Genomic DNA, 14306 nt, shown 5'->3' on the forward strand with positions numbered 1-14306 from the left:
TTAGCGTGAATTTCCGTACCGATCTTCCTCAGACCCCAATCTCGCAGAACAATAAAGCAGGAGCGAATGCATGATTTTTGATTCGGTAGTCAGCGCAGGAGAGCTACGGCGCTGAGGGCGGTCGGAAGCAATTAGGCAATGGTGGAACACTCGCCAGAGCCGCTGTACGCGATTCTAAGCCTAGAAATTCTCCGTATAGCGAGGTGTGCGCGTTCCGAGCCGTTGCAGCGGCACAAAGAGCTTGTACCGGTCTGAGCGATACAGCGAGACCGAATAGTCGGCAAGCCGCTCGCCAATGTAGGCATATCGGGTGATCTGCAGAAGTGGGAAGCCAGGTTCAACACCGAGCAGTAGCGCTTGCGCGCTGCTTGCGGCGGTGCTTTCAACCTGGTCTTCGCCCCACTCCAGCAAGATCCCGTAGCGCTCGTGGAGCGCCTGATAGAGCTTGGATGGCGGCGGTCCGTCGGTGAAGCCTGGCACCAGGTCCGCGGGCATGTAGTTCTCATCCAGGCTCATGGGGGTGCCGTCCGCAAGCAGCAGACGCTTGAAGCGGATCACCGCCGTGCCCTCGTCAACCATGAGCTGCGCGCTGAGGTAGGCCGAGGCCTTGAGTTCGTCGAACTCCAGCACGCGTGCGTCGGGCACCATGCCGCGGCGCATCATATCTTCGGAGTACGAGTGCAGCCGTACGCGGAGATCCATTTTTTCCGGGACCACGAAGGTGCCGATGCCGACCACGCGTTTGAGTACCTGCTCATCGACCAAGGCATCAATTGCCTGGCGGATGGTCTTTCGCGCCACGCCAAAGTGAGCGGCCAGCTCACGCTCGGGTGGAAGCTTATAACCTGGCTTGCAGGCCTCCCGGGCATGCGTCTTCAGAATGTCACGGATCTGGCGATACTTGCTCGTCTTGCTCTGTGCATCGAGTGTGGCGGTAACGGCTGGCGTCGGCGAGTAACGCACGAGGATCTCCTTTGACAAGGCGGTGCTGCTTAAAATACTAACGGGGTGACAAGTAAAAACTTGTCACCCCGTTAAGAGAACTACTTAGTGGGCGTGATCGCCGCGGCTGTATTCGTAAACCCAGCCAACAAGTGCGACTACCGATAGGCCTGCTCCAATGTAGAAGACCCACCATCCAACGGCCAAGCCGAGGAAGCCAATTGCTGCGGCACCGGCAAGTACCAGTGGCCACCAGCTCCATGGCGAGAACAGACCGAGGTCTCCGGCGTTCTCGTGGATTTCGCCATCAATGCGGTCCTCTGGACGAGCACCAACACGCTTGGCGGTGAAGAACAGGTAACCGCCGACCATGGCCGACAAACCGGTGAGCATGAGCAGAGCCAGCAGGCCTACCCATTCGTTCCAATTGGTCATGTAGCCATAGACAACTGCCACTGGGGTGAAGAAGAAGATTCCACCCAGGAAAAGCCAGGATTCAACTTTCATCTTTACAAGTCCTTCTGGTCAGCCGGTCCGAAGATCTTTGCGGCACCAGCAGTAGGAGTGGAACGACCACTCAGTTCTGGGTGGTGCAGATCCAGCGCTGGGCGCTCGGAGCGGATTCGTGGGATCGAGTGGAAGTTGTGACGTGGTGGAGGGCAAGAGGTTGCCCACTCCAGCGATGCGCCGAAGCCCCATGGATCGTCAACTTCAACCTTCTTGCCATTTCGGTGAGTGACCCACACGTTCCAGAAGAACGGAATCATCGACATGCCCAGGATGAAGGCGAACACGGTCGAAACCTGGTTCATGGCGGTGAAGCCATCTTCTGGCATGTAGTCAGCGTAACGACGTGGCATACCCATAACGCCCAGCCAGTGCTGGATGAGGAAGGTGCCGTGGAAGCCGATGAACAGCAGCCAGAAGTGGATCTTGCCAAGGCGCTCGTTGAGCATCTTGCCGGTCCACTTTGGCCACCAGAAGTAGAAGCCGGCGAACATTGCGAACACCACGGTACCGAAGACCACGTAGTGGAAGTGTGCCACGACGAAGTAGGTATCCGAAACGTGGAAGTCAAGCGATGGAGCGGAAAGGATGATACCGGTCAAGCCACCGAACAAGAAGGTGATCAGGAAGCCGATGCTCCACAGCATTGGAGTTTCGAAGGTAATCGAACCTCGCCACAGCGTGCCGATCCAGTTGAAGAACTTCACGCCGGTCGGCACCGCGATCAGCATCGTCATGAAGCCGAAGAACGGCAGCATCACGGAACCGGTCACGTACATGTGGTGAGCCCAAACGGAGACCGAAAGAGCTGCAATGGAGATGGTCGCGAAAACCAGACCCTTGTAGCCGAAGATCGGCTTACGGCTGAAGACCGGGAAGATCTCCGAAACGATACCGAAGAACGGCAACGCAATAATGTAGACCTCTGGGTGACCGAAGAACCAGAACAGGTGCTGCCAGAGAACGGCGCCACCATTATCCGGGTCGAAGATATGTGCCCCGAAGCGGCGATCTGCACCCAAGGCGAACAGCGCAGCTGCCAGCGGTGGGAAGGCCATCAGGACCAAGATCGAGGTGATCAAGGTATTCCACGCGAAGATCGACATGCGCCACATGGTCATGCCAGGAGCACGCAAGCAGATGATGGTGGTGATGAAGTTGACGGCGCCAAGGATGGTACCGAAGCCCGACAGTGCAAGGCCGAAGACCCAAAGGTCTCCACCGATGCCTGGCGAGAAGGTGGTGTTCGACAATGGTGCGTAAGCGAACCAACCGAAGCTAGCGGCACCCTGAGGGGTGAGGTAGCCAGCCAGGGCGATAGTCGAGCCCAAGGAGAAGAACCAGAAGGCCAATGCGTTCAGACGTGGGAAGGCCACATCCGGGGAACCGATCTGCAGTGGCATCATCACGTTGGCAAAACCTGCGAAGAGCGGGGTTGCGAACATCAGAAGCATGACGGTGCCGTGCATGGTGAACAGCTGGTTGTACTGTTCCTTGGTCTGCAGGATCTGCATACCTGGCTCGAACAGTTCCGCACGAATCAGCAGCGCCATGACGCCACCGATGCAGAACATGATGAACGAGGTGATCAGGTACATGTACCCGATCTTCTTGTGGTCGGTCGAAGTAATGTAGTCGACAAAGAGTCGACCCTTTGACTTCGGCACGACGGATGGGGCAATCGACTTGACGTCGTCGGTAGCATACTCAAACGTAGTCATAGCGATTACTCTCCTTCCTCTGCGTGACCGTGCTCCACAACGATGGAGTTGACCTTGTTAGGCTGACGGTCGTATTCCTCACCAATGTGGCCATCTTCCAGCTTGGCAAGTTCAGCCTTGAACTCTGCGTCGCTAACGACCGCAACGTTGAAGAGCATCTCCGAGTGGTACTCGCCGCAAAGCTCGGCGCACTTGCCATCGAAGTTACCCTCAACCTGCGGGGTCAGGTAGATGTAGTTGGTCTTGCCTGGAATCATGTCCAGCTTCTGAAGGAATGCTGGAACCCAGAACGAGTGGATAACATCGCGGCTGTTAAGCTCGAGCGTTACCGACTTACCTGCAGGCAGGTACAAGGTAGGCAGTGATTCCTTCACGCCAGCCGAGCCGTCCTTGTTCAGGTGAGCCTGTTCGCCAGCGAAGTACTTCTCCTGGCCCTGGTAGCTGTAGTTGAAGTCCCACGACCACTGCTTCGCGCGGACGTCTACGACGACCTCGGAATCCACAGGTGCGTTGATTGACTTCTCAACAGTGTTATTGAAGCTAAAGAAGACCAAAACAAGGACCAAAGGAATGGCCGTGTAGAAGATCTCCAATGGCAGGTTGTAGCTCAGCTGACGTGGGTAACCAGTATCGGTCTTACGGCGACGGTAAGCCACGACGCACCAAAGCATCAGACCCCAGGTCAGAATTCCGATAATGATCACGGCGATCCAAGAGTGAACCCATAGATCCTGGATTGCTCCAGTGTGGTTCGTGGTATCGCGCTCCACATTTGGGAGCCAACCGCGTTTAGCCTCCGCTGTACATCCCGTCAGCAGCAATGCGCCGGCGCCAACCAAGGCAATAACTTTTGCCTTGGCGGATCCGAGACTGCCGGTTCGGTGTTGCGAACTCACAGACGGCCCTTCCTCTTTGTTGGTGCAGAATGTGGTCTTCATAAGTCACCTCGCGGCTAAACGAGTTGCACGGTGAGGTGGCTCACGAAGGGAAACATAGTTTTACTACTTAATGTAGAGCTTACCCTCTTCGACCCCAGAATACCGAAAAACGCCGCCGTTCTAACGAGAAATTTCTTCAACGTTTGAACGGCGGCGTTAGTTCCCTAAGGCCTAGTGGAAGGAATCTCCACAGGCACAGGAGCCGGAGGCTGCAGGGTTATCAATGGTGAAGCCCTGCTTTGAAATTGTGTCTTCGAAATCGATCGAAGCGCCGGAGAGATACGGCACGCTCATCTTGTCGACGATGACCTCTACGCCGTCGAAGTCACGCAGCGCGTCACCCTCGAGCATGCGCTCGTCAAAGTAGAGCTGGTAAATCAGGCCCGAGCAGCCGCCAGGCTGAACGGCGATACGCAAACGAAGGTCGTCACGGCCTTCCTGCTCCAGAAGTGAACGCACCTTCTGCGCAGCCACGTCGGAAATTTCTACCTCGTGGGTTGGTAGCTCGGTTGAGTCACCCTTGGTCTGGTCAACTGCTGCAGTCATGATTTTCCTCCCATACTGCTTGGTGTGACACCGTCGGCCCGAATATCTTCAGGTTATATGGCGCCTTTTCTTGATTCAATACTACGTCGCGGTCGCTGAAAATGCTCTCAGAACTTCTCCTTGTATGACGCGGTTCACAGGCCTTCGGAATTAATCCGCGCCAACAGCAAGGCTTCTGCGACAATCGCCTTCTGGAAGTCCCCAATGTGAAGCGACTCATTAGCCGAGTGCGCCCGCGAGTCGGGGTCTTCCACGCCGGTCACCAGGATCTGGGCCTGCGGGAATACGTCGAGCAGATCTGCAATGAACGGAATCGATCCACCCAGGCCCATGCTGACCGGCTCAACTCCCCACGACTGCTCCAGGGCCCAGCGTGCGGTGCCATTAGCCGAAGCTTCAAGATCCGCCTGATAGGCGCTACCTGCTTCGGTAGCCACAAACTGCACCTCGGCACCACGCAGGTCCACGGAGTTCACATGAGCTTCCAGCGAGGCCAAGGCCTGGCTTGGTTCCTGCCCTGGAGCCAAACGCATCGATACCTTGAAGCGCGTTTGCGGGATCAGGGTATTGGACGAGCGATCAACACTAGGCATATCCATTCCAATGACACTGAGCGCTGGTTTATTCCACAAGCGGTCCGTGATCTTGCCCGTGCCTGCCAGTTGAACGGATTCAAGCACCGAGCTGTCGCGGCGGAACTCGGACTCATCGAAGTCAACCTCGGCGATATCGTTCGCCACCAACCCGGGCACGGCAACCGAACCATTTTCATCATGGAATGACGCAATGAGTTTCGCTGCAAGAACCGGTGCGTCGAGCACCGGGCCGCCAAACATGCCCGAGTGAACTGCGTGCCCCAGCGAGCGCACGGTGATTTCCGCGGCCGCCATGCCGCGCAGCGAGCTGGTCAGGGCGGGAGTTCCCACGGCCCAGTTAGAGGAGTCGGCCACTACGATAACGTCGGCGGCGAGCTTGTCCTGATGCGCCTCCAGGAAGTTCCTGAAGGACGGCGAACCAGCCTCTTCTTCACCCTCGAAGAAGTAAGTGACGCCGACACCAAAATCCGCCACGGAATCCAGCACCGCGCGCAGGGAAGCAATGTGCACCATGATGCCCGCTTTATCGTCCGCGGCACCGCGGCCATAGAGCCGCTCCCCCACCTTCGTGGCTTCAAAGGCCGGAGTGTTCCAGTCTTCTTCGTTGCCAGGAGGCTGCACATCGTGATGCGCGTAGAGCAGGACGGTTGGCTTGCCAGGCTGGGCCATGCGGCGAGCCACCACCGCCGGTGCGCCCATGACGCCATCCGCGGCTGGCTCGCGCAGAATCTCAACGCTCTCCATGCCAGCGTCACGCGCCAGCGCGGCCACGGCCTGAGCGCTTTCTTCCAGATTGGCCGGATCGAAGGATTCCCAAGCGACGCCAGGGATGGCTACCAGCGAACCGAGCTCTTTGAGGATCTTCTCAAAGTTCTTCTCGATATGACTTTTCAGGGCAGTGACATCGACGCCATGGTTCGAGGCGACGACTGAAGAATTATTTGTCATGACTTCAGCCTAGCAATGACCTAGGTTGCTAATGTCACTGTGCCGCAAACAACCCGGTAGGATAGGGGCGTGTTTGGACGTAAAAAAGATGACTCTCAATCCCCCGCAAATGAGGAGCCGACTGCACTGGCTCCCGAATCAACTGACGGCCGCAAGACTGGCCCGACCCCTAAGCGCAGCGCGCAGCAAGCCAGCCGCCAGCGCCCACTAGTGCCTACCGATCGCAAGGCAGCCAAGGAAGCCGATCGTCAACGACGCATCGAAGCCCAGAACCGCTTGCGCATCGCTAATGAGACCGGTGACGAACGCTACCTGATGCCTCGCGACAAGGGTCCGCAGAAGCGCTATGCCCGTAACTTCATCGACTCGCGCTGGATGTTCAGCGAATTCATGATGTTCGTAATCTTCGCATTCCTGATCTTGTCGTTGACGTTCAATCAGAACCTCTCGGTACAGATGTACGTGCAGGGTGCCCTGTGGGTTGTCATCGCCCTGGTGATCATCGAATTGATCGTCACTACGGTGCTGCTCAAGCGCCGCTTGGTCGCTAAATTCGGCTCCATGGATCGTGGAATCCGCATGTACGCGGCGATGCGCGGCATGCAGTTCCGCAAGCTGCGCCTGCCGAAGCCGCAGATTAAGCGCGGCGCCGACATCGACTAGTTTCATTGTCCAAATCTTCTTAGGGCGGATTCCTTATGGAATCCGCCCTTCTTTTATGTCGTTCAGCCCCGCATAAAGCGAGGCCTTTCACAAAATAGAAATCTTGTGAATCGCTTTACAAGGTTATAAAAGTCGAAAGCCTGTGCCACCACTGCTGCATCACATTTGCCCTTGTAAACGGGTTTACCAGCCCTTTGCGAGTATCCACAAGGTTTGGATTTGGTAACAGATGGTGCCGATGAGCACGGCCGCATTGGGCTGGCCAGCTTCTCCCCCAGCGTTGGGCGGTTTTTCATGCGGGAAATGGCACCCAGAGACAGCGAAGCTCCCGAAACGGTATTTCGGGAGCTTCAGACCGATCCTTCGACAGCAGATTACCGGCGGCTAGCTAGTTCCTTGTTGATGGCGCGTGCCCAGAACGGACCCTCATAGAGGAACGCGGTGTACCCCTGAACGAGATCGGCGCCCGCAGCGAGCCGTGTCTCGACGTCGGCGGCGTTCTCCACGCCGCCGACGGAAATGATGGCCATCTTCGAGGGGACCAATTCACGTAGCTGGCGAAGCACTTCCAGCGAGCGTTCTTTCAACGGAGCACCGGACAAACCACCGGCGCCGATTTCTTCGACCTTGGCGGCATCGCTGGACAAGTCTTCGCGTCCAATCGTCGTATTGGTGGCGATAATCCCGTCCAGGCCTAGCTCGGTAGCCAACGTCGCGACATCGACGAGATCTTCATCGCTCAAATCCGGTGCGATCTTCACCAATAGCGGGATGTGGCGGCCGGAGACCTGATCGGCCAACTGCCCGACTTCGCTGAGCAGCGGTCGCAGCGACTCAACGCTTTGCAACAGGCGCAGGCCCGGAGTGTTCGGGCTGGAAACATTGACCACCAAATAATCCGCATGGTTGGCCAGCTGACGCGTGGACTGCAGGTAATCGCCCACCGCATCGTCAAGTTCGACCAACTTGGTCTTGCCAATGTTCACTCCGATGACCGGGCGGGTGCCGGCATAGTCGGACTTGAGCCGCTGACGTGCGGTGGCGACGCGGGCGGCGACGACCTCGGCTCCTTCATTGTTGAAGCCCATGCGGTTGATCACCGCACGGTCATCAACAAGACGGAAAAGCCGTGGCAAGGGGTTGCCCGGCTGGGCCTGACCGGTCACGGTACCGATTTCGACATGGCCGAAACCGATGTCGCTCAGCGCCAAAATACCGGTGGCCCCCTTATCAAACCCGGCTGCCAGGCCGAATGGTGATGGAAAATCTATCCCCATCACGGTTCGCTGGAGTTTCGGATCGGGGGCAAAAAACTTTCGGGCTGCCTTGGTCAATCCCACACGTTGCATGAGCTTGATGGCGTCAAAGGCGAAGTAATGGGCCTTTTCAGGATCCATCTTGGTGAAAACATGCTTGAAGACCAGGGGATAAATGCGCATGGTTACTAGTTTCTCGTGAAGTTCCCGATTCAGACAACTTGCGGTCGGTATGCTTCAACATATGAAGGTCTCATCGAATTTACCTAGCGGGCAGTGGCCGGACTTCACCACCACGACCAACCCAGGGCAATGGGTGGCAGATCCGCTAGGCGAGGGCTTCGAATATACGACCTTGGACTTCGGTACCGATTCCGAGGGGCCGGCAGTGGGCACGCTCGTGCGCTACAAGCCCGCCGGTTGGCGCAACCGCCTACCGAGAAAGTTCAACGGGGTGGTGCTCAGCGTCCACGGGTGGAGCGACTACTTCTTCAACCGCGAACTTGCCGAATTCTGGCATCAGCGTGGATACCATTTCTACGCTTTGGATCTGCGGCGCTACGGGCGCAGTCTTCGGGCCGAACACGAAATTCCAGGCTTCGTCGATGACCTCGCGGTATATGACCAGGAACTAGAAGCCGCCATGGACCTGCTCGGCACGGCCCATCCCGACCTGCCGATCATCGGGCAGGGGCACTCGCAAGGCGGGCTGATCCTTAGCCTGTGGGTGGCACGCACCGGCCCGCGCATCCAGGCCCTGGTGCTCAATGCGCCGTGGCTCGAATTTCAAGGCACCGCATTTTTGCGCGTTCCGATGCATGGAATTCTCGAAGCGATCGGCCGCACCAATGGCCGGCGTAAATTGGCACTGCCGGAATTTGACCACTATTGGAATTCTTTGAGCGATCAAGGCGTCGGGGAATGGGACATCCATCGGCTATGGCGGCCGCGGCTGGCATTCCAGCCGACTACCGCTTGGATGAAAACCATTCTCGACGGACACGCCACCGTCGCCAAGGGACTGAACCTGACGCAACCTATATTTGTGATCAGTTCTGACGCTTCGCATTTCAGCACCAGCTATTCGCCGGCAATGCAGAGCACCGACTCGGTGATTGACATACACCAGATCCGATTGCGTGCCTTGAAGTTGGGAAGTTTCGTGACGCTCGCGCAAATCCACGGGGCCATGCATGACGTCTTCACCTCGGCAGAGCCTGCCAGGGCCGCCGCCTACCGCGATCTGGCGCTGTGGCTTCGGCTCCTCGACCGGCCGCGCTAATTCTTCGGCTTATCCACTGCCCCGCCGTAACGTCGATCGCGTTGCGCAAATTGCTCGACGGCGGTGAATAACGTCCTGCGGTCCACATCTGGCCAAAGCTGATCGAGGAAGACCATTTCCGCGTAGGCCGACTGCCACAACAGGAAGTTGCTGGTGCGCTGCTCGCCGCTGGTACGCAGGAAAAGATCTACGTCCGGAAGCTCTGGGGCGTAGAGGTATTTGCCGAGAGTTTTCTCCCCCACCGCCGAGGCCTTCAGCTTCCCGGCTGCGACGTCCTTGGCAATCGCGGACAGCGCATCGCCAATCTCGGCGCGGCCGCCGTAGTTCACGCACATGGTCAGCTGGCAACCGAGATTACCTTCGGTTAGCTCCTCGGCCGCACGAAGCTCGTTGACCACCGATTTCCACAGGCGCGGTTCACGCCCGGACCAGCGGATCCGCACACCCCAAGAATTCAAGGTATCGCGCTGGCGGCGCAGCACATCGCGGGAGAACCCCATGAGGAAGCGCACCTCTTCCGGGCTGCGTTTCCAGTTTTCCGTGGAGAACGCGTAGACGGAGACGTGCTTGATGCCCAGCTGCACGGCGCCGGCCATGACATCGAGCAACGCGGCCTCCCCGGCCCGGTGCCCTTCGGTACGCGGCAGGCCGCGCTGGTTCGCCCAGCGCCCGTTGCCGTCCATGACGATCGCGATATGCTCGGGGATCAGCGCCGCCGGAATGCTTGGCATCACCGGGTTATCCGGGTGCGGGTATGGGGCGACCGGACCTGGACGGCCGGTGATGGGGCGAAGCTTGCTCATGTTCTCTCCACGTGTCTTAATGACTTCACGGCACGTTCCAGGTGCCATTGCAGGTAACTGGCAACGATATCCGCTGCCTGCTTTTTCGCTCGAGGTCCCCCCTGGGCGACCGTGTCCCAGTCGCCGGTCAGCAGGGCTTGCAGGTACCCGATGGTGATCGGATGCGGGGCGAGCGATCCCGCTGGCCGGCAGGCGGGGCAAACCACCCCGCCCAGGTGCACATTCAGTGCCTCATGCGGCCCCGCTGCACCGCAGCGCACGCAATCGGTGAACGAGGGGGCCCAGCCGGCAATGGACAGAGCGCGAAGAATATAGGAATCCAGCACGGCTCCGTCATCAACCCGATGCTTGGAGAGCAACGCGATCGCACCATGCAATAACAGATACTGCTTATTGGTCGAATCGGCATCTGCTTCAAGCAGCTTCTCGGCAATTTCAACCATGGCGGTGGCTACCGTGTAGCTCGCATAGTCGGTGACCAGCTGCTGGCCGTAGGGGGTGCGCAGCTGTGCCTGGGAGACGACGTCGAGATTTCGTCCCATCACGATCAGCGCATCAACCTCCATAAACGGCTCGAGCGTGGCGCCGAGGCGCGAAGAGGTGCGCCGTACGCCTTTGGCGACGGCGCGGACCAAGCCCGTGGGGGTGATCAGCGTAATGATGCGGTCCGCTTCGCCAAGTTTATGGGTGCGCAACACCAGACCGCGGGTGCGGTAGCTGCGCGAGGCGAATCCGGAACGTGACACATCCCCAATTCTCCCACCTCAACCGCGCAGGACTAAAAACGCCACGGGGCGCAACCGAAGTTGTGCCCCGTGGCGTTCAGCATCTTCCAGCGGTTAGGCGGCGTCGCGGATTGCCCGGTTGACTGCCGAAATGACCGCCTTCAGCGCGGCGATGTTGGTGTTGGTGTCCAAACCGATCCCCCAGAGGATGCGATCTCCCACGGCGCATTCGACGAATGCCGCGGCGCGGGCGTTGCCGCCTTCGCTCATGGCGTGTTCGCTGTAGTCCAGCACGCGCAGGTCCACTCCGTCATCGTTAAGCAGCTTCACCAAGGCCGACAGCGGACCGTTGCCCTGGGCGCTGCGCTCGTGGGCGACGCCGTCGACGATCAGCTTGACGTCCAGCTGGAAGCTGCCGTCTTCGGCGGAGGCCGCGGTCGCCGAGGCGATCTCGTAGTAGCCCCAGGCATTCAGCCCGGAGTCCTCGCTGACCGGCAGGTACTCATCCTGGAAGACGTTCCAGATGGTGGACGAGGAAACCTCGCCGCCTTCGGTTTCGGTCTTCTTCTGGATAACCCCGGAGAACTCGATCTGCGCACGGCGTGGCAGATCCAAGTTGTAGTCGTTCTTCAGCAGGTAGGCCACTCCGCCCTTGCCGGACTGCGAATTCACGCGGATCACCGCTTCGTAGGAGCGGCCGATGTCCTTCGGATCGATCGGCAGGTACGGAACCGCCCAAACCATATCGTTCAGTTCCTTGCCGGCAGCCGAGGCCTTGACCTCCATGGCTTCCAGGCCCTTCTTGATGGCGTCCTGGTGCGATCCGGAGAAGGCGGTGAAGACCAGGTCGCCGCCGTACGGGCTGCGTTCTGCCACTGGCAGCTGGTTGCAGTACTCGACGGTGCGGCGGATGTGGTCCATGTCCGAGAAGTCGATCTGCGGGTCGATGCCCTGGCCGAACATGTTCATGCCCAAGGTCACCAGGTCGACGTTGCCGGTGCGTTCGCCATTGCCGAACAGGCAGCCTTCGATGCGGTCCGCGCCGGCCAGGTAGCCCAGCTCCGCGGCCGCGACTCCGGTGCCGCGGTCGTTGTGCGGGTGCAGCGAGAGGATGATCGAATCGCGGTTGGCCAGGTTGCGGTGCATCCACTCGATGGAGTCCGCATAGACGTTGGGGGTGGCCATTTCGACGGTGGCAGGCAGGTTCAAGATCATCTTGTTTTCCGGAGTCGCCTCCAGCACCTCGGCCACGGCCTCGGAAATGCGCTTGGCGAAGGCCAGCTCGGTGCCGGTGTAGGACTCTGGCGAGTACTCGTAGGTGATCTTGGTGCCGGTCAGCTGTTCTTCGTACTTCTTGCACATCCGCGCGCCCTGCACCGCGATGTCCACGATGCCGTCCTCGTCCTGGCGGAAGACGACTTCGCGCTGCAGCACCGAGGTGGAGTTGTACAGGTGGACGATGGCCTGCTTGGCGCCTTCCAGCGCCTCATAGGTGCGCTCGATCAGGTGCTCGCGGGACTGCGTGAGCACCTGGATGGTCACGTCATCCGGGATGCCGCGCTCGATGAGCTGGCGGACGAAGTCGAAGTCGGTCTGCGAGGCGGAAGGGAAGCCCACCTCGATTTCCTTGAAGCCCATTTCCACCAGCAGGTCGAACATCTTGTGCTTGCGCTCGGGGCTCATCGGGTCGATCAGTGCCTGGTTTCCATCACGCAGGTCAACCGCGCACCAGCGCGGGGCGGTGGTGATGTACTTATCTGGCCAGGTGCGATCGGGCAGGTTGACTTCGATCTGGTCCTGGAAGGGAACATACTTGTGGATTGGCATGTTCGAAGATTTTTGCATGTTCTGCATTTCGGTGTATCCCCTAGACAATGTTGGTGCTTAGTTGTGTGGGGCCAGACAAGAGCTACTCCGCGGCGAGAAGGTCGGCCGAATAGACCACTAACGGTCTCTTGGATCCTCGCAGCGGCAGATTAGAAGTAGAAGCTCGAAATGCACTTTTTGAGCATAACACCGCTTTGAACTGCGACGGGATTTGCTACTCAATTGTGTCAAATAGTGGACATCGGCCGGTGGAAGCGATCTTCGGGATCGGCTCGATGGCCATGGACAGCTCGGGGCAAACGTGCGAACAATGGGATTTCAGGCCCGGTTGCACGCGGGCCCGGGCGGTGGAGCTGAGGGAAGGGCTACGGATGAAGGCGATCATCATCGGAGCGGGAATTGCCGGGCTTGTGGCGGCGCGCCAGCTCGGGTTGGCCGGCTGGCAGGTGCTGGTGCTTGAACGCTCTAAGGAGCCGCGCCCCGAGGGCTACCTGATGGACTTCTTCGGCCCCGGCCTGCGCGCCGCCGAACGCATTGGGCTCTACCCCTATCTGACTGAGGTTGCCTACCGGGTGCAGGCCGCCGAATACGTTGACGCGAAGGGCCGGCGCACCGCAAGCCTGGATTACCAGAAGTTCTCGGACCTGGCAGGCGGGCGAGTGCTTACGCTCTTGCGCCCGGATATGGAAGGTGCGGCGCGCAAGGCCTTGCAGGATGTTGCCCCGGGCCGAGTGAGCATCCGCTACGGCGCGTGGGTTGAGCGGATCGAAACGACGGATGCTCGGGTACAGGTGCAGCTTGCAGGCCAAGAGCATCCGGAATCCGGGGAGCTCCTGGTAGGTGCCGACGGGATCCATTCAATGGTCCGGGCCGCGGTCTTCGGACCCGAAGAAGACTACCTGCGGCCCTTGGGGATGCGGGCGGCGGCCTTCATCGTTGAAGAGCCACAGCTGAATCGGGAGTTCAAGAACCGTTTGGTGCTCAGCGATACGGTCAACCGCACCGCCGGGATCTACGGGCTGCGTTCCACCGAGGTTGCCGCCTTCCTGGTGTATCGCCAACCGGAAGACGCGACGCCCAGCGATCCCCGGCAGCGGCTGCGCAAGGCCTTCGCCGGAGTTGATGGACGGGTGGATCGGCTTCTTCGGCTATGCCCGGAGCATCCCTACGACGATGCCGTAGCGCAGGTGGTCATGCCCGGCTGGCACCGCGGTCCGGTGGTGCTGCTCGGAGATGCGGCGGCCGCGGTATCGCTGCTTGCCGGTCAGGGCGGCTCCATGGCCATTGCCGGCGCCGCAGCCCTCGGCGAGGCCTTGGCCGCAGTCACCGAACCGGCGCGGCTGCCGAACGCGCTGGCCGGCTATGAACGGGCCATGCGTCCGGTCATCGCCACCGCGCAGGCCTCGGGGCGGCGTGCGGCGAATACCTTCCTGCCGAAGAACAAGCTGCAGCTGCTGGTGCGCCGTTGGATCGTTCGGGCAACCCATCTGCCCGTAGCAGACCGGCTGGTGGCCAAGCAGATCCTCAAGCGCATCGCCACATAGCGTGGGCA

General features: G+C 59.5%; 13 protein-coding genes. 3 read left to right on the forward strand and 10 right to left on the reverse strand.

Going from position 1 to position 14306, the window contains the following annotated elements; all coding sequences use genetic code 11:
- Positions 1–180 precede the first annotated feature (180 nt).
- From CIK76_RS06630 to CIK76_RS06655, 6 genes are all read right to left on the reverse strand, one after another.
- Positions 181–963: a GntR family transcriptional regulator gene (locus tag CIK76_RS06630; RefSeq protein ID WP_096284686.1), complete on the reverse strand. Its 783-nt coding sequence runs from the start codon at positions 961–963 to the stop codon at positions 181–183.
- An 84-nt stretch (positions 964–1047) separates the two neighbouring features.
- A complete protein-coding gene (locus CIK76_RS06635) occupies positions 1048–1449 on the reverse strand; it encodes a cytochrome c oxidase subunit 4 (RefSeq protein ID WP_096284688.1) in 402 nt (133 codons plus the stop codon).
- A 2-nt stretch (positions 1450–1451) separates the two neighbouring features.
- Positions 1452–3170 carry a cytochrome c oxidase subunit I gene (ctaD, locus tag CIK76_RS06640; RefSeq protein WP_096284690.1) on the reverse strand — a complete coding sequence of 573 codons (1719 nt, stop codon included), beginning with the start codon at positions 3168–3170 and terminating at the stop codon, positions 1452–1454.
- 5 nt (positions 3171–3175) lie between these two features.
- On the reverse strand, positions 3176–4066 hold the full coding sequence (coxB, locus tag CIK76_RS06645; protein WP_096284692.1) for a cytochrome c oxidase subunit II: 891 nt from the start codon (positions 4064–4066) through the stop codon (positions 3176–3178).
- Between the two features lie 213 nt (positions 4067–4279).
- Positions 4280–4654: an iron-sulfur cluster assembly accessory protein gene (locus tag CIK76_RS06650; RefSeq protein ID WP_096284694.1), complete on the reverse strand. Its 375-nt coding sequence runs from the start codon at positions 4652–4654 to the stop codon at positions 4280–4282.
- A 134-nt stretch (positions 4655–4788) separates the two neighbouring features.
- On the reverse strand, positions 4789–6198 hold the full coding sequence (locus tag CIK76_RS06655) for a dipeptidase (RefSeq protein WP_096284696.1): 1410 nt from the start codon (positions 6196–6198) through the stop codon (positions 4789–4791).
- A gap of 69 nt (positions 6199–6267) precedes the next feature.
- Here CIK76_RS06655 and CIK76_RS06660 point away from each other — a divergent pair, with 69 nt between their 5' ends.
- Positions 6268–6861 (forward strand): DUF3043 domain-containing protein, encoded by a 594-nt coding sequence (locus CIK76_RS06660; protein WP_096284698.1) that lies wholly within the window; start codon positions 6268–6270, stop codon positions 6859–6861.
- A gap of 374 nt (positions 6862–7235) precedes the next feature.
- Here CIK76_RS06660 and CIK76_RS06665 read toward each other — a convergent pair whose 3' ends face one another.
- Positions 7236–8300 carry a quinone-dependent dihydroorotate dehydrogenase gene (locus CIK76_RS06665; RefSeq protein WP_096284700.1) on the reverse strand — a complete coding sequence of 355 codons (1065 nt, stop codon included), beginning with the start codon at positions 8298–8300 and terminating at the stop codon, positions 7236–7238.
- A gap of 61 nt (positions 8301–8361) precedes the next feature.
- On the opposite strand from CIK76_RS06665, the gene CIK76_RS06670 reads away from it, so the two are divergent.
- Entirely contained in the window at positions 8362–9399 is a 1038-nt protein-coding gene (locus CIK76_RS06670; protein WP_176484118.1) for an alpha/beta hydrolase, read from the forward strand.
- Here CIK76_RS06670 and CIK76_RS06675 read toward each other — a convergent pair.
- The 3 genes from CIK76_RS06675 to leuA all read right to left on the reverse strand — a co-directional run bounded on the left by CIK76_RS06675 (position 9396) and on the right by leuA (position 12781).
- On the reverse strand, positions 9396–10202 hold the full coding sequence (locus CIK76_RS06675; RefSeq protein WP_096284704.1) for an isoprenyl transferase: 807 nt from the start codon (positions 10200–10202) through the stop codon (positions 9396–9398). The two genes, CIK76_RS06670 and CIK76_RS06675, sit on opposite strands and share 4 nt — an antisense overlap.
- Entirely contained in the window at positions 10199–10948 is a 750-nt protein-coding gene (recO, locus tag CIK76_RS06680) for a DNA repair protein RecO (protein WP_096284706.1), read from the reverse strand. Before recO ends, CIK76_RS06675 begins: the two co-directional genes overlap by 4 nt.
- A 93-nt stretch (positions 10949–11041) precedes the next feature.
- Complete coding sequence (leuA, locus tag CIK76_RS06685; protein ID WP_096284708.1) at positions 11042–12781, reverse strand: 2-isopropylmalate synthase; 1740 nt, start codon at positions 12779–12781, stop codon at positions 11042–11044.
- A gap of 344 nt (positions 12782–13125) precedes the next feature.
- Here leuA and CIK76_RS06690 point away from each other — a divergent pair, with 344 nt between their 5' ends.
- Complete coding sequence (locus CIK76_RS06690) at positions 13126–14298, forward strand: FAD-dependent oxidoreductase (protein WP_096284710.1); 1173 nt, start codon at positions 13126–13128, stop codon at positions 14296–14298.
- Positions 14299–14306: the final 8 nt, after the last annotated feature.

The organism is Glutamicibacter sp. BW80 (assembly GCF_002332385.1).
In the GTDB taxonomy this organism is placed as follows: Bacteria; Actinomycetota; Actinomycetes; order Actinomycetales; family Micrococcaceae; genus Glutamicibacter.

Bases quoted from the DNA above. Each gene is read 5' to 3' on its own strand.
- CIK76_RS06635 (WP_096284688.1), bottom strand. From the start codon at position 1,449: ATGAAAGTTGAATCCTGGCTTTTCCTGGGTGGAATCTTCTTCTTCACC.
- ctaD (WP_096284690.1), bottom strand. From the start codon at position 3,170: ATGACTACGTTTGAGTATGCTACCGACGACGTCAAGTCGATTGCCCCA.
- CIK76_RS06650 (WP_096284694.1), bottom strand. From the start codon at position 4,654: ATGACTGCAGCAGTTGACCAGACCAAGGGTGACTCAACCGAGCTACCA.
- CIK76_RS06655 (WP_096284696.1), bottom strand. From the start codon at position 6,198: ATGACAAATAATTCTTCAGTCGTCGCCTCGAACCATGGCGTCGATGTC.
- CIK76_RS06665 (WP_096284700.1), bottom strand. From the start codon at position 8,300: ATGCGCATTTATCCCCTGGTCTTCAAGCATGTTTTCACCAAGATGGAT.
- CIK76_RS06670 (WP_176484118.1), top strand. From the start codon at position 8,362: ATGAAGGTCTCATCGAATTTACCTAGCGGGCAGTGGCCGGACTTCACC.
- CIK76_RS06675 (WP_096284704.1), bottom strand. From the start codon at position 10,202: ATGAGCAAGCTTCGCCCCATCACCGGCCGTCCAGGTCCGGTCGCCCCA.
- leuA (WP_096284708.1), bottom strand. From the start codon at position 12,781: ATGCAGAACATGCAAAAATCTTCGAACATGCCAATCCACAAGTATGTT.
- CIK76_RS06690 (WP_096284710.1), top strand. From the start codon at position 13,126: ATGAAGGCGATCATCATCGGAGCGGGAATTGCCGGGCTTGTGGCGGCG.